Genomic DNA, 19,442 nt, shown 5'->3' with positions numbered 1-19,442 from the left:
TCATACCGATGAAGGCAGGGAAAAGCGAAGAGATCTGCCGCCTGCCCTAGCCCGATCAGTCACCCTCCAGGAACAATTACAAAAAATGATCACGCCTGGTTCTCACGATCTGCCAGCACTTCGGTTTCAGGAGTCGTGTTTCGCGCGAACGGGATATTCTGGAAACTTGCCTTATCCTCTGATCCCACTTGCTCTCGCCGCCACATCCGCAACATGGCAAAAAGCACGATAAAAAGATGTGCGGCCAAAAGGGTCGAGAATAATGCCATCGGTCCGAACAACGTCAAAGCGAGGCCGGCAATGAAAGGTCCGGCAATCGACCCGATTCCGAAGATCATCAACAGCCCGCCGCTGGTCTGGATAAACTGGCCGGGATCTGCGTGGTCATTGGCGTGCGCGACAACGATCGGATACATCGCAAAGATCGCCGCTCCCAGTACCGAACCGATCAGGATATTGGCCGTGCCGGATTCAGGCTGCAAGAAAACAAATACACCGTCTGCCGCCATTGCAACGAGCGCCAGGAATACCAGTACCTTTCTTCGGTCAAACCGGTCCGAGGCGCGACCGACGGGTATTTGCGACATTGCTCCAGCAAGAATGGGTGCGCTGCAGAAAAGAACTATGGTCGTCAGATCAAGGTCGATGTTGTTGGCATATACAGGCGCCAATGCTCCAAAACTGCCGTTCGAGATGCCAATCATCAGCACGGCAAACACTGCGACCGGAGAATTGCGCCAAAGCTGCGGAATATTGAGTTTGACTTCGAACAACGGTGACGGCGCCCGGTTCGAACTGATCGTGGTCGGAATCAGCGCCAGGCAATAGAAAATGGCAGCAAGCATGAAAAACCAGGACGTAGATACATCCGCACCGATCAGGACCAATTGACCGCCGGTCGTACCCACCAGATTTATCATCGTATAGGTTCCGAAAACGCGCCCGCGTATGGATGAATCAACTTCCTCGTTCAACCAGCTCTCTACGATCATTGCCGCTCCGGCAAAACAGAAACCTGATACCGCTCTTAACGGAATCCAGCTCCAGGGACTCGGAACCATCGCCGACAATAATATTGCAATCGCAGCAGTTGCAGCGAGTGTCCCGAACACGCGGATATGACCGACTCGGGATACCAATAATGGTGTATATAGGCAGCCGAGCACATAGCCTGCCGCCCAACCGGTGCCGAGCAATCCCAGGGAAAAGGCGCTGAAGCCCTCGTCTGATCCGCGTAGCGGCAGAATGAGGCCATTTATTCCGCCCGCGATCAGCAGGAAGAGAGAGCCGAGCAACAGCGCGCTGAGGGGGATTAGTCTGGTTGTCATGACCGCTTGGTAACTGCTCGAATTCATGGGCGCTGTCCAGCGAAGCGTCAGCGTGACGCCGCAGAGGTCTGATATCAAATTTTCAGAATCCGAATGCTGAGCATGCGCGTATCCTGCCACATGCGGTCGTCAGATGGCTGATGCCGAAAGCTCCAGAGCTACTCGGTCGCTTTTCCGGCTTAGCGTCCGGGCGTTATTTCCGGCGTTTTTTGCGCTTGGCGTAGCGCTCGTCACGAGCGGCTTTCTTCTCGGCTTCGGTCAGTCCTAGCGCCAATTTTGGCTTGGTTTTTTCTTTCGCGGCTTTGCGCTCTGCCTTCGCTTGTTCAAATGCCGCGCGTTTCGCTTCGCTCGCTGCAGCCTGTTTTTGCTCGCGTGCTAGCTCGGCTGCCTTGCGTTCGGCAATGACTTCATCGCTAAGCGGAGGCTTTGCCTTCAGTTTTTTCAGCGCAGCCTGCTTGGCTTTGGCCGCCATTTGAGTGCGTTCTTGGAAGGTTGGTGGTGTAAAAGGCGGCATTTGAGTTTATATTTCCTTGATAGTGCGATTAAGGCGTGCGCCGGTTTATTCCCGAACAGCGTTGCAGCCCGTACAGTCATTAGAGCAATCGGGCAATGTTTAAGCAACAGTACAGGTTTATATAGCCTAGCGGACGCAAAGAATCAGACCGAAAAGCAACCGGATGCAGCAACGGCACGCAAAAACGGGCCGTCAACAGCCCGCCGCTTTCGATTTAACCGACTATTCCTGTTTGACGGGCCGGGTGCTCGAACTCACGTAACCCGCATAGCTGTCGGTGAAGGCAAACAAGACGCCATCCGCCTCTTCTATGGCAAAGCTGGTCGCTTCGTCATCCGAACTGCCATAAGTCATTTCGTCTTTTTTTATGGCAGAGATCATTGCTTCGCGCTCTCCAGAGCAAGCTGTTTTCGCGGCCTTTTTGAACGCGCCCGTGCCGGTCTTCTCGTCCAGTTGCGTCGTTGTAAACTCGACGAGGCAGTTGGAATAAGTAACCCGCGCTGTTTCCGCGTCGGCGATTGTTGCGGCTGATACGGTGCTGAACAAGGCAATACTCAAAAATGCAATCATGACTATCATTCCTAAATTGAGAACGTCCCTATAGCATAACTCGATTTCAGGAGCGAAGCAGATTCCGCCATCATCCCGCTAAAATCTGTGTTCTGAAATCCGGTGGCATCCAATTTTGGTTTTTGGCGATCACCCACGTAGGATCACGCTCATCCAGCGATCCATTTTACATTTGCACTTGCAACTCGAATCATTTTCGACGAATGGTCGCCAGATATTGGGTTTCTCTTAATCGAGAATTCAAAGGGAAATCGGTGAGAAAAAGGCTTCGGCCCGGCTCAAATCCGGTACTGCCCCCGCAACTGTAAGCGGCTAGCCGATATGCCAAATGCCACTGGATCCGCGGATCTGGGAAGGCGGTATATTCGACAGCGATCCGCAAGTCAGGAGACCTGCCCGGTATCGTCGTTCTTCAGCCGGACGGGGTGTGTCGGGTGAACGGGGTTTTCCCCTGCGTAGCGGCAACTATGTCGTTAACAAAAGGGACTCCCAATGTATAAATTCCGAACCTTAGCCACGCTTTTGGCATCTTCCGCATATTGCTATGCTGTGCCGGCACTCGCCGCCGACGATTCCGAGATCATTGTTACCGCCACCGGCGTCGAACAGGATATCGAAGATACCGGCACCGCCATTTCCGTTATCGATACAGCAGACATACTCGAACAGCAGATCATTTCGATTGCCGATATTCTGCAGGAACTGCCGGGCGTGAACGTCACCCAGAGCGGAGGTTTGGGGTCGCAGACTTCGGTCCGTATCCGCGGTGCCGAAAGCGACCAGACACTCGTTCTGATCAACGGCATCAGGGTCAACGATCCCTCCTCGCCAGATGGCGCCTTTGATTTCGGCAATCTGCTGGCCGGCAATATCGAACGCGTAGAAGTGCTGCGTGGCGCCAGCGGCGTTACCTGGGGAAGCCAGGCAGTCGGCGGCGTCGTCAATATTACAACGAAACGTCCGACCGAAGATTTAACCCTGTTCGCGCAAGGCGAATATGGCGCGCATGATACCGTGCGGCTCGTCAGCAATGCCTCTGGTAAAGTTGGACCTGTGGGCCTGAGCATCGGTGGCGGCTATGTCCGTACCGACGGTATCAGCGCCTATTCCGGCGGTACCGAACCGGATGGCTATCGCCAATATTCGGCTTCCGGACAATTGCAGGTCGATCTGACCGATGCGATCAGCTTTGAAGCCAGCGGCTATTATGCGGACAGCCGGGTAGACAATGATAGCGTCTTCCCGCCTTTCAGTTCCGACAACAGCCAGTTTTCGCTGGCAAAGGAAATTTACGGCAACGCAGCCATTCAGGCTCAAACATTTGACGGCCGGTTCCAGAACCGCTTTGCTTTCAGCATCGCCGACATCAACCGCGATATCGTAAACCCCTTCTTCACCTCGTTGCCCAGAGGGCGGACAGAACGGTTTGAATATCGGGGCGATTTTGCCGCGGCCGAACAATTGCGCTTTATCTTCGGAGCCGAAACAGAAGAGAGCCGCTATGAAAATATGGGCGTAAGTGACTCGACCGGCATCGACTCCATTTTCTTCCAGACCGTGTTCCAGCCTGTCGACGGGTTGACGCTGACTGGCGGGATACGACACGATGATCACGAAGATTTTGGTGGCAATACCAGTCTCGCGGGAAATCTGGTCTATCGGCTCAGTGAAGATGGCCCGACCATTCGTGCCAGCTATGCCGAAGGGTTCAGAGCGCCTTCGCTGATCGATCTTGATGATCGTCCATTCGGCTATGGTACACCCGATCTGGTACCGGAAACCGCAAAATCCTATGAGATAGGCATTGAGCAATCGCTGATCGAGAAAGCGGTGCGGGTCTCTGTGACCCTGTTCCAGCGGGACACAGACAACCAGATATCCTTCGCTGCCTGCCCGGTAGCGCCCGACCCGGCGCCGGAAGTGTGCACCAACGGCAGCCGTCCTTTTGGTACGACGCTCAACATCGAGCGCAACCGCACCAAGGGTGTCGAGGCGGTGTTGTCGATCAGCCCGGTTGAACAGTTGCGGATAGACGCAAATTACACCTGGCTCGACACCGAAAACCGGTCTTCCGGCGCCAATTTCGGTAACGAACTGGCCCGCCGTCCGGCGAGCAGCCTCTATCTCAACGCCAGCTACCAGACCGGTTTCGGCCTGAAACTGGGCGCTGACATGCAGATGGTCGGCGACAGTTTCGACGATCTCGCCAACAGCCGTCGCATCGACGGCTATATACTTGCCGGAACACGCGCGAGCATTCCGGTGACCGATATGCTTGAGGTCTTTGGACGTATCGACAATCTGTTCGATGTCACCTATGAAACAGCCACAGATTTTGGCTCTCAGGGGCGTTCGGCATACATTGGAGCGCGCGCGCGCTTCTGACATCCAATAGCAAAAGGGAATTTGATCATATGCAACTCGTTCAATCTTCATCGTCCGTCCAGAATATCTGGGCCGGTGTGCTGGCAACTTCGTCGGTTCTGGGCAGCCTTGCATTAGCCTGCATATTCCCTTTTGCCGCGATCGCGACCTTGCTGGCGGCAACTTTGCCGTTCCGCAAGGCGGCGGTCTGGATGGGCGCTGTCTGGTTCGCAAATCAACTGGTCGGCTATCTGATCCTCGGCTATCCGCAGACAGCCAACAGTTTCGGTCACGGCCTCGCGATGGGCGTGACTGCGATGGCAACGCTCGGGGTAGCGAAGATGATATTCACCTTGCGCGGTAACCAGTCGCCGGTCTCGTCTTTATTGGCTTTAGGCGGAGCCTTTGTCGCTTTTGAGGCATTGCTTTATGTCGCCGCGCTCTATCTCGGCGGAGTAGCGAATTTCGCGCCGTCGATTGTCTGGATGATCGCGCAAAACGACATCCTCTGGTTCGCTGGCCTCGGCGTCCTCTATCTGGTTCTCGACGGCACATTGTTCGGACGGATTGGAAAGCAGGCAAGCCCGCTAGGCTGATCGCGCTATAGCCTGATCCGCATTTCCGAAAGTTGTGCATAGGCGTCGCGGCACTGGTCCGCGATCGCCTGCCTGCTTTTCTCCAGTTTTATAATGGCGCTTTCCGCCTCTCCAAATCCTGTTGTCTCGACGACACGGCCATACCAGTGGCTGGCCCAGATGCCATCGGTATCGCGCTGACCTGATTGCCAAGAGAGCATGCCCGCGTCCCACGGGATATCCAGCGCAGCGCACAAGGCGCCTAAATGCGCTTCAGGATCGCGTAATATGTCAGCGCTATCCAGCACAACCGGAGCCTTGCCGGTCATTTGGGCAACCCGATCGGCATATTCCAGCTGCCGCGCGTAGCCGAGATCATCGGCTGCCACCTCGACCCGTTTGACGGCGTAACTCGCCACCACGCGTTCAGGATCACGGATCAGGAAGGCGTGGCGATGGTCGGGGAAGTCGGCAATGGACACATCGGCGACCATATGGTGCGGCATATGCTTCTGGTACCAGAGCGGCTTGCCGCCCGGGACCGGGCCCCGCATGCTGTCCGTCACCGATTGCCAGTCACAATCCATCGAGGCGATGATTTCATCCGCCATCGGTTGGCGTTGACCGGAGGTTTTCAGGAAAGCGCCATAAAAAGGTTCGTCGCTGACCGCGCAATCGCTGCGCCCGCCGAAGCTTCGCATCATCGCGGTCGAGATATTGCGCGGGCCGGACCACATGGCGACGCGGGTTGATTCATTCATAACCGTGCTTTCGTCTTTGCGAGGAGCGCAGCGAAGCAATCCAGTGGCCCAAGCGACGCTCTGGATTGCTTCGCTGCGCTCGCGATGACGGACCTAGGCAACATCACGGTCTATCAATTTCTTGTACAGCCCCTGCAGCCGCTCGACCATCGGTCCCCTGCCCTCGGTCAAGATCCGTCCATCGACTTCGGTGGCCGGCACAACCCCGGCAAAAGTTCCGGTGACAAAGGCCTCGTCCGCGCCGTAAACATCGGTGAGCGAGAAATTCTTCTCGAAAACCGGAATGTCGTTCTCGCGGCAGATCCTGATGACATTGGCCCGGGTTATCCCGCCGAGACAATAGTCGCCGCTCGACGTCCAGACCTCCCCCTTGCGCACGATGAAGAAATGGGTGCTGTTGCAGGTTGCAACAAAGCCTTGAGGGTCGAGCATCAGGGCCTCGTCCGCACCGGCCTGGGTGGCCTGGATACAGGCAGTGATACAGTTGAGCTTGCTGTGCGAATTGAGCTTCTGGTCCTGCACCGCCGGGTCGCCACGCCGGACATGGACGGTGAACAGACGGATGCCATTCTCGACCGTGCTCGGCAACGCTTCCTTATATTCCGGGATGATAACGATCGTCGCCGGCGAGATCACCACGCGAGGATCCTGATAAGGCGTTGAACGGATGCCGCGCGTCACCATCAGACGGATGTGGACGCCTTCCTGATCCGCCATGTCATTGCCGCCGATCGTCTCGTAAAGCCGCTCGACCAATGTTTCGCGCGAGATACCGATGTCCATGACAATCGCCTTTGATCCTTCGAACAATCGATCGAGATGAGCGTCGAGAAAAGCGATCTTGCCCTTGTGCACCCGCAGCCCTTCCCAGACACCGTCGCCGAGCATGAAGCCGCTGTCAAAAACCGAAACCACTGCCTCGGCGCGCGGTGTCATCACGCCGTTAACGTTGATCAAAATATTCTCGTTCCGCGGATCGGCGGTAAAGTCATGCGTGCCTTTGGCCATTTTATACAACCTTCTGATTTAGTGAAAAAGCCTGGTGAACTTTACGAACTTTACAGTGTTAAAGAAAAGAAACGGACTGCCGCGGAAAATGAGCATTTTTACGGGTCTAGCTGGTCTGGAAACAGTGTGATTCATGGCCTTCAGGCTAGCGCAAATGGCGGCGTGTAGGAAAGAGATTCGTGTCCTGCGGTGGGGAACAATCATCAGGAGTTTGCCCTTGAAGACTTTGCCTCGTTTTTCCTTCTCCCGTGAGGGAGAAGGATAAGGAGCCTTGCTGAGGAACGAAGCTAGGCGCAGTTGGATGAGGGCGTACTGAACCCCGAAGCTAAGTACGCCCTCACCCAGCTTCGGCTAGGCAGCAAGCTGCCAAGCCTGCACATCCCTCTCCCTCACGGGCGAGGAAAGCAGTGCCTCTCCAGCTTGTTCCCCGGCGCAGGGCTGGGTCCAGACGATCGGGCAGGACTGTCCTGGGCCCTGCCCTACGGCAGGGAACGGCTAGAAATTCTTGGCATACAAAGAATATCGCCTGCTCCCCTGCGCAGGCATTGGGCCATCTCTTGCATGTGCCTATCGCAGCAATGGGCTACTGCCCCTCCGCAGGAGCACATTACATATGCAAGACGCGGTCGTAGGCATCGAGCACGCTCTCGTGCATCATTTCACTGAGCGTCGGATGCGGGAAGACCGTGTTGATCAGTTCCGCTTCGGTGGTCTCCAGAGTCTTGCCGATCGTATAGCCCTGGATCAGTTCGGTCACTTCCGCGCCGATCATATGGGCACCGAGCAATTCACCCGTCTTGGCGTCAAACACGGTCTTGATGAAGCCCTCGGTTTCACCCAGTGCGATCGCCTTGCCATTGCCGATGAAGGGGAATTTTCCAACCTTGACGTCATGACCCGCTTCTTTCGCCTTGGCTTCGGTCAGGCCGACGCTGGCGATCTGCGGGTGGCAATAGGTGCAGCCCGGGATATTGTTCACGTCCATGACATGCGGATGACCGTCCTTGCCCATCGACTGGGCAATGGTCTCTGCCGCAATGACGCCTTCATGGCTCGCCTTGTGCGCGAGCCACGGTCCCGCGGTGCAATCACCGATCGCGTAGATGCCGTCGATATTGGTCCGGCAATGGTCATCGGTCTTAATATGATAGCGTTCGTCCGGCTGGACGCCGAGTTGGTCCAGGCCGATGGTCTCGATATTGGGCATGATGCCAACGGCGACGATGACATGGCTGAAATCGTGCGTCTCTTTCTTGCCCTTGCTGTCCTCGATCTCCGCCTTGACGCCTTTATCGCCGGTTTCGATGCTCTTCACGCCGGCGCCGGTCATGATCGTCATGCCCTGCTTTTTCAATGACTTCTCGAGGAATTTCGAGATTTCCTCGTCTTCCACCGGAACGATCCGGTCAAGCATTTCGACGACTGTCACATCGACGCCGATATCATTGTAGAAGCTGGCAAATTCGATGCCGATCGCGCCGGAGCCGATGACCAGCAATTTAGTCGGCGTTTCGCTGGGCGTCATCGCGTGGCGATAGGTCCAGATGCGCTTGCCGTCGGCCTTGGCAAAAGGCAGATCGCGGGCGCGGGCGCCGGTGGCGATGATGATATTCTTTGCGGAGAGTTCTTCTTCGCCCTTGTCGGTCTTCACGGTCAGCTTGCCAGGCGCGGTGATCGTGCCATCGCCCATGACAACGTCGATCTTGTTTTTCTTCATCAGGCCGGTGACGCCCTGATTAAGCTGCTTCGCCACGCCGCGCGAGCGTTTGACGATGGCGTCGAGATCGGCGCTGATCTTCTCGGCAGCCAGACCATAATCGGCCGCATGTTTCATATTGTGAAACACTTCGGCGGAGCGGAGCAAAGCCTTGGTCGGGATACAACCCCAGTTGAGACAGATGCCGCCGAGATTTTCCCGTTCGACAATCGCCGTCTTGAGGCCCAGTTGCGCAGCGCGGATCGCGGCGACATAGCCGCCGGGGCCGGAACCGAGAACAATGAGGTCATATCCGTTTGCCATGTTATTCCTTTTCGATAATCTCTAGTCTAGTGCGGGGACCTGCACCGGCTTGCCGTCTCCGTCCACCGCCACAAATGTGTAGACGCCCGACGCAGCTTTGGTCATTTCATCCTCGTGCCGGTCACGACGGAAAGCTTCGACTTGAACGGTCATCGAGCTGCGTCCGATTTTGGAGAATTCGGCATAGACCGACAGCTCGTCGCCGATGCCCACCGGATGCCCGAAACGGACGTCATTCGCGCCCACCACAACCGACTGGTGCTTGCTGTGCTGCGCCGCGAGCGCGCCTCCGGCCTGGGCCATCTGTCCCATCAGCCAGCCACCGAACGCCACGCCATAAGGATTGCCTTCGGTCGGCATGACAATGGTGCGGATAGCCGGGACTTTTTTGGTCAGGTCAGTCAAGCGAGCATTCCCAGTGGATTTTCCACGGTTTCCTTGAACGCCTTCATGAAGGCCGCACCTGTCGCACCATCAATCGCGCGGTGATCAAAGCTGCCGGTAGCGGTCATGATCGTGGCGATCTGGACGCTGTCATCGATCACCACCGGTTTCTTGATACCAGCGCTGATCGCCAGGATCATCGCCTGCGGAGGATTTATAACCGCATCAAATGTCGTGACCCCGAACATACCCATGTTCGAAAGGCTCGCCGTGCCGCCCTGATATTCATGCATCTTCAGCTTGCCGGCCTTGGCGCGCTCGGCGAGATCTTTCATCTCGGTGGCGATGGCGCTGAGCGACTTGGTATCGGCACTGGTGACGATTGGCGTAATCAGGCCACCCTTGATGCTTACCGCCACAGCAATATCGGCGCGCTGATAACGGATCAGATTTTCTTCGGTGTAGCTGACATTGCTGTCCGGCGCCTGCATCAGCGCGACCGCCTGCGCCTTGATCAGCAGATCGTTGACCGACAGCTTGACGCCCCGCGCTTCGAGCGAAGCGTTGAGCTCGCCGCGCAATTTCAGCAGCTTGTCGATATTGACATCGATACTGACCCGGTAATGCGGGATCGTCTGCTTGGCTTCGGTCAGGCGGCGGGCGATGGTCTTGCGCATGCCGGAGAGTTTTTCGGCCGTGTGCGGGATGTCAAAGTCACTGACCGGGGCAGCTTTCTGCTTGGCCGGTGCTTCGACAGGCTCGGCACCAACCGATTTTTCTTGGGGCCGTTCGCCCTGAGCTTGTCGAAGGGTGCCGCCTTCCGCTGCGTCAATATCGGCCTTGATAATCCGTCCGTTGGGACCGGAGCCCGACACAGCGGTCAGATCGACACCTTTCTGTTCGGCCAGACGTCGCGCAAGCGGACTGACTTTCAGGCGGTCTTCGTCGCCATTCGGTGCGGCTTTGGGCGCGGGAGCAGGCGCCGGAGCGGGGGTTGCTTTGGGGGCTGGCGCAGGCACCGGAGCGGGTTCTTCCGCCCTGGCGGCCGGCTCTGCTGCGGCTTTTGCTTTCGGCGCTGGCGCTGCTGTCGCATCGCCGACATCTTCGCCTTCTTCGGCTATTACCGCGATGACTTCGCCAACCTTCACATTTTCGGTACCCTCGGCGACAAGGATTTTGGCAATCACGCCCTCATCGATTGCTTCGAATTCCATCGTCGCCTTGTCGGTTTCAATTTCTGCCAGCAAATCGCCGGATGAGACACTATCGCCTTCCTTCACCAGCCATTTGGCAAGAGTCCCTTCTTCCATTGTCGGGGAGAGCGCAGGCATTTGGAGATTGATGGGCATGGCCGATGATCTTTCCTGAATAAGTCCTGTTTTCGCCTAAAGCTGTCCAACATTGCGCCCATGGCGTCAAGGGCGCTCGCTTGCCTTGTGGCCATTTTTATCGCAACAGGTAATTCTGACAGGGCGAGGAGGCTTCATGCGTACATATCTGGTGGTGATCGACGAGACCGATGAGGCAAGCCTGGCGCTGCGCTTTGCCTCGCGCCGTGCGATGAAGACCAATAGCGCCCTGCACATTTTGGCGCTGGTCGAAAGCGAGGGCTTTGTGGCCTGGGGCGGCGTCCAGGCGACGCTCGAGGAAGAATCGAAAAGTCGGGCCGAGGCGCTGGTATCAAGTGCGGCGGGCAGTTTGTTCGAGGAAACCGGCATCCGGCCTTCGATCACGGTCAAGCAGGGCAAGGGACCCAAGGTCGTCCGGCAAATGATGGACGAAGTCGACGGCCTGGCGGCTCTCGTACTGGGAGCGGCGGCAACCGGAGCGCCCGGCCCGCTGGTCAGCCATTTTGCCGCGACCGAGGCAGGGACGCTGCCCTGCCCGGTGATGGTTGTTCCCGGATCGTTGACCAAGGAAGAAATTGACCGGCTGAGCTAGCGCTATTTTGCCAGTTCGCCGCGCGCGGGATAGTCATTCTCCAGCGCATAATCTATGCCCTTGAGCAGCTCGTCAAACGGAGGCCGGGTGAATGGCATGCTCTGGATGCTGGTAAAATAGAGTGTCTGGTCAGGCTTGACCAGCAGCATCCCCGGTTCGGAAAATATTGACGGCTCTTCGCTTCCCGGACGACCCGACGAGATATAGAGATCAAGATCGCGGGCCAGGTCTTCGCTGAGTCCGTAGCCGAGCAAAAGCTCGTCAACGCCCCATTCGTCGACCGACTTTTGCGCCCGTTCCTTGCTATCCATGCTGATCGCCACAACGGTGACACCGCGCTCGGCGAAATCGCCCAGCTTGCGCTGCAATTCGCGGACCTGCATCTTGCAGATCGGGCAATGCACACCGCGATAGAACAATAACAATGTAAAATTGTCGCCGAGCCGCTGGCTCAGCTGAAACTGGCCGCCATCGATAAGCGGGACGGTGAAATCGGGAACGGCTCGGGTTGGCATAATATTAGGCATGGGAGGACTCCTTTTCCATTGCTAAGGTAACCCCTGTTCAGGCCATATGGTTGCGTTGTTACAACAAACTATTACTTCTTCCGGACCTTGCCCTTGTTTCCGCGAATATTGGCGGGACGGCCGGGCTTGCCCTTGCGATGGGGCTTCTTGCCAGCGCGAAACGGCGCCGGACGGCCGGGCATATGATTGGCGCCCTCGGCCAGTTCGAACAGCAGGCTGCCGGTCGCGGCGTTGGCCTCGATCAGACGCAGCTCGATTTTCTGGCCGACATTATAAGTGACGCCGCTATCCGAACCCGTGAGCTGCTGTTTCGACTCGTCATAATCAAAGCGTTCGGCACCAAGCGTGCGCACAGGGACAAGGCCATCGCCGCCCAGCTCTTCCACGGTCGCGAAAAAGCCGAAGTTCTGCACACCGGTAATCCGGCATTTGACGACTTCGCCGACCCGGTCCGCCAGATGCGCCGAGATATAGCGGTCGATGGTTTCCCATTCCGCTTTCATCGCCCGGCGCTCCAGCTTGGAGATTTTTTCCGAGATCAGTTCGAGACGGCCCGCTTCTTCCTTGCTCAGTCCGGAAAATTCCGGAATGGCGCTGTTTTCCGGAGCCGGCTGCTCCAGCTTGCAAGCGCTGACCAGCGCGCGGTGCACGATCAGATCGGCATAGCGCCGGATCGGGCTGGTGAAATGGGCATAGCTTCCCAGTGACAGGCCGAAATGGCCCATATTGGTATGGCCGTAATAAGCCTGGGTCTGGCTGCGCAATATCTGCTCCATGACCAGAGGCAGCAGCAATTCGTCGTCGACTTGCTCGATCAGGTTGTTAAAAACCGCCGGCTTGATCACCTGGCCCATCGCAAAGCTCATATCGAAGCTTTTGAGATAGTCCTTCAGCGCAATCAGCTTCTCGCGGGACGGTGTTTCGTGAACACGATAGATGACCGGAGATTTTTTCGATTCCAGCATCTTTGCCGCCGCAACATTGGCGACGATCATATAATCCTCGACCACACGGTGCGCGTCGAGACGCTCGCGGATCGCAATTTCTACAATCTTACCTTGATCGTCCAGAACCACCCGCTTTTCTGGCAGATCGAGATTGAGCGGTTCGCGTTCGTCACGCGCCTTGGCGAGTAATTTCCAGCAAGCCCATAGAGGTTCGAGCGCGCTGCTTTTCAGCGGATGATCGAGCTTTCCGTCCATCGCCGCCTGCGCATCTTCATAGGCAATATTGCCGGCCAGTTTGACAATCGCCCGCGTGAAACGGGAACCGATGACCTGTCCTTTTGCATTGATCGTAACGTGACAGACCAGAGCCGCCCGTTCGACACCCTGTTTCAGCGAACAGACATCGGTCGACAAAGCTTCCGGCAGCATCGGCACAACCCGGTCCGGGAAATAGACGCTGTTGCCGCGCTTATAGGCTTCCTTGTCGAGCTTGCTGCCCGAACGGACATAATAAGAGACGTCGGCGATGGCGATCAGTGCCTTGAAGCCGCCCTTGTTATCCGGATTGTCATCTGGCTCGGCCCAGATTGCGTCATCATGATCGCGGGCATCGGCCGGATCAATCGCGACAATTGGCAGATGCCGCAAATCTTCGCGTTTCTCTGTCGACACTTCCAGCTTGGTCGCCTGCTCGGCTTCCTCTTTCACCGCATCGGGAAAGTGCAGCGGGATTTCAAATTTGTGGATAGCAATCAGGCTGAATGACTTGGGTGCGAACGGATCGCCCAATATTTCCTTCACCCGCGCTTTGACCTCGGAGCCGCGCTTTAGCGGTTCGGCCAGCACCAGATTGCCCGGCTTTGCCTCGCCCAATTCGATAATCGGTGTGCTGCGCCGGATCTTGCGATCCACCGGCTTTAACCAGTAACGGTCGCGTTCGTCCTTCTCGACGACACCCAGAAGCATTTCGTTGCTCTGGGCCAGTTTCTTCATCAGAAAGGCAATATGCCCCTGCCCGCGTTCTTCGGTCCGCGCGAGGATGCGATCACCGATTGCCAGCGCGGCGCGGCGGCCTTTTTCCTTGATCCGTAGCTTCGGTGCGGGGCCGCTTCCTTCTTCCCAGCGCTCGGGCATACCTATCGCTTCATTGCCGTCAATCTCGACGATCTTGAGCACGGTGACTTTCGGAACGCCGCCCACCTTATGCAAAGCCCGCCCCAGTTCGCCTTCGAGCAGCCCTTCCTTGGTCATGTCCTTGAGCAAAGCCTTGAGCGCGATCTTGTCCGGCCCGCGCAATCCAAAGGCTTTTGATATCTCTCGCCGTCCTGCAGGCCGCTCCGATTGCTCGATAAAATCCAGTATCTGCTGGCGAGAAGGAACCTGTTTCGGTTTGTGAGATTTTTTGGGACCTGCCATTAATAAGCTTTACCTATGATTATGCGCTCGACCGCCGGTTTGCCGGTAAAGATACATTTGCCATCTGCGGCTTCAGAATCAACCGGTACGTTGCGGAAGGTCAGCTTCAGTTTTTTGAGCCGCTCTTCGATCGCTTCCAGTTCTTCGCCGGTCGCCTTGCACCATTGCACTTCCAGCCATCCCGGATGTTTCTTTTTCGCTGCATAGAAACGTTCGACATCCGACCAATATTCAACGCCCTTCTTGACGTTGCTATCGAGACGGTCTTTCGCTTCGGTGTGCAATGCGGACTGGATCTCGGACAATAGCGCAGGGATTTCAGGGATGAAATCCTCCTTGGCGAGAAACTTGGTGTCCAGCTTGCCGCTGTCCTGATAGAGTGCATCGCGACGGATCATCGCGACCTTGCCTTCTGCCATGTCGCGCGGCCCGATTTCGAGAATGATCGGCGCGCCCTTCTTGATCCAGGACCAACGTTTGGTCTGGGTTTTGGCGCCGCTGATATCCAGCTTCACCCGGACCGGTTCGTCAAAGGCTCTCAGCTGGGCGATTTCCTTCGCCAGCGCCTTGCAATAATCCAGGACCTCTTCATCTTCCGGCTTGTCACGCAGCATCGGCACGATCACCACCTGATAGGGCGCAATCAGTGGTGGCACGCGCAATCCGTCATCGTCACCATGGGTCATAATGACGCCGCCGATCAGACGGGTCGAAACGCCCCAGCTGGTGGTATAGGCAAACTGGAATTCGCCGTCCTTGTCCTGAAAGCGGATATTCTGCGCCTTGCTGAACGTCTGGCCGAGAAAGTGACTGGTTCCGGCCTGCAAAGCCTTGCCGTCCTGCATCATCGCTTCGATCGAGTAAGTCGCATCGGCACCCGGGAACCGTTCGTTCTCCGGCTTCTCTCCGGCGACAACCGGCATCGCCAATACATCTTCCGAAAATTCGCGGTACATTTCGAGAATTTTGAGCGTTTCTTCCATCGCCTCGGCTTTGGAAGCATGCGCCGTATGGCCTTCCTGCCAGAGAAATTCGGTGGTCCGCAGAAACATTCTCGTGCGCATTTCCCAGCGCACGACATTCGCCCACTGGTTGATCATAACCGGAAGATCGCGCCAGCTTTGTACCCAGCGGGCAAAGGCGGTGCCGATGACCGTTTCGGATGTTGGCCGCACCACAAGCGGCTCTTCCAGCTTGGCATCCGGATCAACTATCAAGCCGCCATCTTCGCCCTTCTTCAGACGATGATGCGTAACGACCGCCATTTCCTTGGCAAAACCGTCAACATGCTCGGCCTCTTTGGCAAAATAGCTGAGTGGAATGAAGAGCGGGAAATAGCAGTTTTCATGGCCGCTAGCCTTGATCCGCTGATCCATCAGAAATTGCACCCGTTCCCAGATGCCATAGCCCCAGGGCCGCATGATCATGCTGCCGCGCACACCGGATTCTTCGGCGAGGTCGGCTTCGGTAATTACTTGTTGGTACCAGGCCGAAAAATCTTGTTCGCGGCTGATTGAAAGGGCATTTTTCTTCACTTGGTTTTCCTGCGGATTATTATGTTCCGGTAATCAGCTATCGAGCTTGTCTATCTTGGACTGGATATCGGCCAGCTGTTTTTTCAGCGCTACGATCTCGGCGTCTTTTTCCGATGCCGTATCTTCCGATGGCTCGTCCGCCTGCGCATTGTCATTCTGGCCGAGGCTCAGCGCTTTTTCAAAGACACCCGCCAGCGGACTTGCCTTCAGGGCATTTTCGACCGCTTCCTGAAACTGCTTCTGGTTCTTCACCGCCATCTGGCCCAATGGATTTTTGTTGAGCGCGCCTTCGACAGCCTCCTGAAACTGCTTCTGGTTTTTGCGAAAATTGTCCATCGACGCTTCGAGATAGGAAGGCATCAGCGACTGCATGCTATTGCCATACATCGAGATCAACTGGCGCAGGAATTTCACCGGCAGCATCTGCTTGCCGCTGCTTTCCTCATCGACGATGATCTGGGTCAGCACATTATGGGTGATATCTTCACCGGTCTTGGCATCGACTACGACAAAATCCTGATCGTTGCGGGTCATCTCGGCGAGAAAATCGAGCGTGATATAGCTCGACGTCTGGGTGTTGTAGAGACGGCGATTGGCGTATTTCTTAATCGTTATCGGATCACCTGGATTAATGTTCTTGGACTTGGCCATATCAGCTCCCGATGGGTTAGAATTGTTGAAAGTGTTTCAGGTCTTCTAACCATCAAATATTAATTGTTGCACAAGCACTAAACCTATTTGTGCATTGCCGCAACTTCTGTTGTTATGCAGCATTTTTGCGCACCATTTTTATTTTGTGCAACTGCGTTAGTGGGTTTTTATAAGAGCGTTATGTCCACTCTCTCGCCAGTCGATTGCCAAGACCCGTAATCAGCTCATATTGCGACAGTCCCGATTGCCCGGAGGCGATCCCAAGATCATATTCGCAATCAACCCAATCGCCCTCTTTCAGATTCGGTTCGTCTGATAGATCGATTGCGATCAGGTCCATCGAGACACGGCCCAGCACCGGAAGCACAATGTCCCCGTGCATGAACATACCGCTGTTCGAAAATCCCCGTAAATACCCGTCGGCATAGCCCATCGCCAATATACCGACCTTGTGGGGTTCGGCTGCAACATATTGCGCGTTATAGCCGAGCTTGTCGCCCGCACGGAGCGAGCGAACCTGGATGATTTCTGCCCGAGGGAACGCCACCTGTCTGATGAGGTCTTCCAAGGCAGGGCGTTGAACACCGCCATAGAGCGACAGGCCGGGGCGCGTGACATCGAAATGAAATTCGCTACCCAGCGCTATGCCTGCACTGTTGGCCAAACTTTTCCGCTTGGCCGGAACGATTCCGAGCGCAGCATTAAACTGTTCGAGCTGCGCCGCGTTCTGCGGAACGTCTTCATCGGCGGAGGCAAGATGGCTCATTACCATATCGATCGCCATCCCTGCGACAAGACTGGCATTGAGATCTTCCAGATTGATGCCGAGCCGGTTCATCCCGCTGTTGATCATGATGTCGCATGGCCTGCCCGACGTCTTCCAGCGCTGCACTTGCTCCAGACTGTTGAGCACCGGTTTGGCCGGAGACTGGAGGGCAAAAGGCAAATCTGCCTCTCGGACGCCATTGAGCACGGACACCCCTGCTCTGCCAGCGGTCAGATCTTCGATCTCGCCGGCTTCCTGCCAATTGGCGACAAAATAATCCGTGCAGCCCGCCGCCATCAGCCTTTGCACAACATCGCGCACGCCGAGACCATAGGCATTGGCTTTTACCGCGGCTCCTGCTTTCGCCTGCCCCGACATTTGGTCAAGCGCGCGCCAGTTTGAAACCAGCGCATCGGAATCGAGCCTTACAGTCGCGGTCGGTGGTATGATCGGTTTTGCGTCAGTCATCGACCGAGCGATAGTGCCTTTATCGGTCTTCGTCGAGAGCCGCTTCGGGGTCGCCAGGAATACCCCACCATGCGACGATGACTCCGAATGCGACGACGCCCCATGTGTACCAGAGCCCGGCATAGATATCACCGGATCGCGCGACAATATATCCGGCTATTAGCGGCAGGAAGCCACCCAGATAGCCCGCCCCGATATGATAGGGTATCGACATCGAACTGTAGCGGATTTTTGCTGGAAACATTTCAGACAGCAAAGCTGCCACCGATCCGTAGGTCAAGGCGCTCAAGCCACCCAGGACCAGCAAAATCGCGACAATCCCCAATATGCTGATCATGCCCGGTTGCTGTTTGGAAAAGTCATAACCGTAATTGGTCAGAGCATCGCGGACACCGCTGCTGCGGGCAGCACCATCTTCCAGCCGTGCAGGATCAATGGCGATCGCATTGCTACCCGCGCTCAGGCTCAGTTCACTGGCGTCGACAAGCGTGTAGGAGACGCCGGCAGAGGTCAGGGTTTCGAGAATTTTGCCGCAATCGCTCTGCTCGCGACTGAACAGTTCGGCAAAAGGATCGGTGCTGCACGCACTCCCCTCGACGCGCACCGGATTCGCCGCCGCTGCCTCGGTCAATCCGGGGTTGGCAAAATGGCCCAATGCCCAAAATGCCGGAAATAATAATAGCAGCGAGAGCAGCGCGCCGACGATGATCGGCTTTTTGCGTCCGACCCTGTCCGACCATTTGCCGACAACAAGATAGAATGACATGGCGATCAGGCCGGAGACGAATAATATGATGTCGACGGTCCGCGCCTCCATATTCATTGGTCCCCGCAGGAACGACATGCCGGAGAAAAATGCGGTGTACCAGATGGTCGTCAATATGCCGGTAATGCCGAAAAGAGCCACGAAGATGCGCTTCTTGTTTCCGGGATAGGTGAAACTTTCGACAAACGGATTACCCGCAGTTTCGCCAGCCTCTTTCATCGCCTGGAAGACCGGACTTTCATTGAGCTTCAACCGCATCCAGAGCGAGATTGCGAGCAGGATGATCGACAGCAGAAACGGTACCCGCCAGCCCCAGTCGTTGAATTCCTGTTCGGGGATCAGGAAGCGGCAGGCCAGTATGACACCGATCGACAGAACGAACCCGCCAGCAACGCTCGCCTGGATATAGCTTGTGTAATAGCCGCGCTTTTCCCTTGGCGCATGTTCCGCAACATAAATTGCTGCGCCGCCATATTCACCGCCGAGCGCAAGCCCCTGCAATATCCGCAGGAAGATCACGATCAGCGGAGCCGCCAGCCCGATCGTCTCCGCGCTGGGAATAAGCCCGACGCCTGCAGTCGCAATGCCCATCAGGGTAACCGTGACAAGGAACGTATATTTGCGCCCCAGTTTGTCGCCCAGAAAACCGAAAAGAATGGCACCGACCGGGCGAAAGCCGAAGCCGATGGCAAAGGTCGCCCATACCATCAATATTTCAAGCGTCGGATTGCCGCTGGGGAAAAAGGTCGGCCCGATAATGTAGAATAATGTGCCGTAGATGAAGAAGTCATACCATTCGAAAATGGTGCCGGCTGAGGACGCCGCGATAACCAGACGAATTTCCTTGGTCGTCGGTTGGCGTTGCCCCGCCATTGCAACTTCACTGGCCATATTTTACCCC

General features: G+C 56.3%; 17 protein-coding genes and 1 riboswitch. Of the genes, 3 read left to right on the top strand and 14 right to left on the bottom strand.

The features are described 5' to 3' along the window. Nucleotides 1–89: 89 nt before the first annotated feature. The 3 genes from ACWFTY_RS10160 to ACWFTY_RS10150 form a co-directional block, all read right to left on the bottom strand. Nucleotides 90–1,328: an MFS transporter gene (locus ACWFTY_RS10160; RefSeq protein ID WP_447524111.1), complete on the bottom strand. Its 1,239-nt coding sequence runs from the start codon at nt 1,326–1,328 to the stop codon at nt 90–92. A 193-nt stretch (nt 1,329–1,521) separates the two neighbouring features. After that, nucleotides 1,522–1,842 (bottom strand): DUF6481 family protein, encoded by a 321-nt coding sequence (locus ACWFTY_RS10155; RefSeq protein WP_447524110.1) that lies wholly within the window; start codon nt 1,840–1,842, stop codon nt 1,522–1,524. A 222-nt stretch (nt 1,843–2,064) separates the two neighbouring features. Beyond that, nucleotides 2,065–2,412, bottom strand: coding sequence for a hypothetical protein (locus tag ACWFTY_RS10150; protein WP_447524109.1), 348 nt, complete (start codon nt 2,410–2,412; stop codon nt 2,065–2,067). Nucleotides 2,413–2,614: 202 nt separating this feature from the next. After that, nucleotides 2,615–2,826: riboswitch (cobalamin riboswitch) on the top strand. A 78-nt stretch (nt 2,827–2,904) separates the two neighbouring features. Between ACWFTY_RS10150 and ACWFTY_RS10145 the strand changes: the two genes are divergently transcribed. Both ACWFTY_RS10145 and ACWFTY_RS10140 read left to right on the top strand, forming a co-directional pair. After that, nucleotides 2,905–4,797, top strand: coding sequence for a TonB-dependent receptor plug domain-containing protein (locus tag ACWFTY_RS10145; RefSeq protein ID WP_447524108.1), 1,893 nt, complete (start codon nt 2,905–2,907; stop codon nt 4,795–4,797). Nucleotides 4,798–4,826: 29 nt separating this feature from the next. After that, on the top strand, nt 4,827–5,372 hold the full coding sequence (locus ACWFTY_RS10140) for a hypothetical protein (protein WP_447524107.1): 546 nt from the start codon (nt 4,827–4,829) through the stop codon (nt 5,370–5,372). Between the two features lie 5 nt (nt 5,373–5,377). On the opposite strand, the gene ACWFTY_RS10135 is transcribed toward ACWFTY_RS10140, so the two are convergent. The 5 genes from ACWFTY_RS10135 to ACWFTY_RS10115 form a co-directional block, all read right to left on the bottom strand. After that, nucleotides 5,378–6,112, bottom strand: coding sequence for a sulfotransferase-like domain-containing protein (locus ACWFTY_RS10135; protein ID WP_447524106.1), 735 nt, complete (start codon nt 6,110–6,112; stop codon nt 5,378–5,380). A gap of 93 nt (nt 6,113–6,205) precedes the next feature. Continuing rightward, nucleotides 6,206–7,120, bottom strand: a complete 915-nt coding sequence (locus tag ACWFTY_RS10130; RefSeq protein WP_447524105.1) for an aminotransferase class IV — start codon at nt 7,118–7,120, stop codon at nt 6,206–6,208. A gap of 607 nt (nt 7,121–7,727) precedes the next feature. Then, on the bottom strand, nt 7,728–9,140 hold the full coding sequence (gene lpdA / locus ACWFTY_RS10125) for a dihydrolipoyl dehydrogenase (protein ID WP_447524104.1): 1,413 nt from the start codon (nt 9,138–9,140) through the stop codon (nt 7,728–7,730). Between the two features lie 21 nt (nt 9,141–9,161). After that, the gene (locus ACWFTY_RS10120; protein WP_447524103.1) at nt 9,162–9,545 is read right to left on the bottom strand and encodes an acyl-CoA thioesterase; all 384 of its coding nucleotides are present in this window, start codon (nt 9,543–9,545) and stop codon (nt 9,162–9,164) included. After that, the gene (locus tag ACWFTY_RS10115; protein ID WP_447524102.1) at nt 9,542–10,873 is read right to left on the bottom strand and encodes a pyruvate dehydrogenase complex dihydrolipoamide acetyltransferase; all 1,332 of its coding nucleotides are present in this window, start codon (nt 10,871–10,873) and stop codon (nt 9,542–9,544) included. The genes ACWFTY_RS10120 and ACWFTY_RS10115 overlap by 4 nt, the downstream gene beginning before the upstream one ends. A gap of 136 nt (nt 10,874–11,009) precedes the next feature. On the opposite strand from ACWFTY_RS10115, the gene ACWFTY_RS10110 reads away from it, so the two are divergent. Continuing rightward, nucleotides 11,010–11,465, top strand: a complete 456-nt coding sequence (locus tag ACWFTY_RS10110; protein ID WP_447524101.1) for a universal stress protein — start codon at nt 11,010–11,012, stop codon at nt 11,463–11,465. Between the two features lie 2 nt (nt 11,466–11,467). On the opposite strand, the gene ACWFTY_RS10105 is transcribed toward ACWFTY_RS10110, so the two are convergent. From ACWFTY_RS10105 to ACWFTY_RS10080, 6 genes are all read right to left on the bottom strand, one after another. Continuing rightward, a complete protein-coding gene (locus ACWFTY_RS10105; RefSeq protein ID WP_447524100.1) occupies nt 11,468–11,992 on the bottom strand; it encodes a peroxiredoxin-like family protein in 525 nt (174 codons plus the stop codon). A 71-nt stretch (nt 11,993–12,063) separates the two neighbouring features. Beyond that, nucleotides 12,064–14,355: a ribonuclease R gene (gene rnr, locus ACWFTY_RS10100; protein WP_447524099.1), complete on the bottom strand. Its 2,292-nt coding sequence runs from the start codon at nt 14,353–14,355 to the stop codon at nt 12,064–12,066. Beyond that, on the bottom strand, nt 14,355–15,890 hold the full coding sequence (proS, locus tag ACWFTY_RS10095; RefSeq protein ID WP_447524098.1) for a proline--tRNA ligase: 1,536 nt from the start codon (nt 15,888–15,890) through the stop codon (nt 14,355–14,357). The genes rnr and proS overlap by 1 nt, the downstream gene beginning before the upstream one ends. A gap of 33 nt (nt 15,891–15,923) precedes the next feature. Then, complete coding sequence (gene phaR, locus ACWFTY_RS10090; RefSeq protein ID WP_447524097.1) at nt 15,924–16,541, bottom strand: polyhydroxyalkanoate synthesis repressor PhaR; 618 nt, start codon at nt 16,539–16,541, stop codon at nt 15,924–15,926. 178 nt (nt 16,542–16,719) lie between these two features. Then, nucleotides 16,720–17,775, bottom strand: coding sequence for an alanine racemase (alr, locus tag ACWFTY_RS10085; protein ID WP_447524096.1), 1,056 nt, complete (start codon nt 17,773–17,775; stop codon nt 16,720–16,722). Nucleotides 17,776–17,794: 19 nt separating this feature from the next. After that, nucleotides 17,795–19,432, bottom strand: coding sequence for an MFS transporter (locus tag ACWFTY_RS10080; RefSeq protein ID WP_447524095.1), 1,638 nt, complete (start codon nt 19,430–19,432; stop codon nt 17,795–17,797). Between the last annotated feature and the right edge of the window lie 10 nt (nt 19,433–19,442).

This window comes from Parasphingorhabdus sp. NYA22, assembly GCF_976973735.1.
The sequence above is the reverse complement of the archived record's forward strand: the minus strand, read 5'-3'. Positions and strand labels throughout refer to the sequence as shown.

Bases quoted from the DNA above. Each gene is read 5' to 3' on its own strand.
- ACWFTY_RS10160 (WP_447524111.1), bottom strand. From the start codon at position 1,328: ATGACAACCAGACTAATCCCCCTCAGCGCGCTGTTGCTCGGCTCTCTC.
- ACWFTY_RS10155 (WP_447524110.1), bottom strand. From the start codon at position 1,842: ATGCCGCCTTTTACACCACCAACCTTCCAAGAACGCACTCAAATGGCG.
- ACWFTY_RS10150 (WP_447524109.1), bottom strand. From the start codon at position 2,412: ATGATTGCATTTTTGAGTATTGCCTTGTTCAGCACCGTATCAGCCGCA.
- ACWFTY_RS10145 (WP_447524108.1), top strand. From the start codon at position 2,905: ATGTATAAATTCCGAACCTTAGCCACGCTTTTGGCATCTTCCGCATAT.
- ACWFTY_RS10140 (WP_447524107.1), top strand. From the start codon at position 4,827: ATGCAACTCGTTCAATCTTCATCGTCCGTCCAGAATATCTGGGCCGGT.
- ACWFTY_RS10135 (WP_447524106.1), bottom strand. From the start codon at position 6,112: ATGAATGAATCAACCCGCGTCGCCATGTGGTCCGGCCCGCGCAATATC.
- ACWFTY_RS10130 (WP_447524105.1), bottom strand. From the start codon at position 7,120: ATGGCCAAAGGCACGCATGACTTTACCGCCGATCCGCGGAACGAGAAT.
- lpdA (WP_447524104.1), bottom strand. From the start codon at position 9,140: ATGGCAAACGGATATGACCTCATTGTTCTCGGTTCCGGCCCCGGCGGC.
- ACWFTY_RS10115 (WP_447524102.1), bottom strand. From the start codon at position 10,873: ATGCCCATCAATCTCCAAATGCCTGCGCTCTCCCCGACAATGGAAGAA.
- ACWFTY_RS10110 (WP_447524101.1), top strand. From the start codon at position 11,010: ATGCGTACATATCTGGTGGTGATCGACGAGACCGATGAGGCAAGCCTG.
- ACWFTY_RS10105 (WP_447524100.1), bottom strand. From the start codon at position 11,992: ATGCCTAATATTATGCCAACCCGAGCCGTTCCCGATTTCACCGTCCCG.
- rnr (WP_447524099.1), bottom strand. From the start codon at position 14,355: ATGGCAGGTCCCAAAAAATCTCACAAACCGAAACAGGTTCCTTCTCGC.
- phaR (WP_447524097.1), bottom strand. From the start codon at position 16,541: ATGGCCAAGTCCAAGAACATTAATCCAGGTGATCCGATAACGATTAAG.
- alr (WP_447524096.1), bottom strand. From the start codon at position 17,775: ATGACTGACGCAAAACCGATCATACCACCGACCGCGACTGTAAGGCTC.
- ACWFTY_RS10080 (WP_447524095.1), bottom strand. From the start codon at position 19,432: ATGGCCAGTGAAGTTGCAATGGCGGGGCAACGCCAACCGACGACCAAG.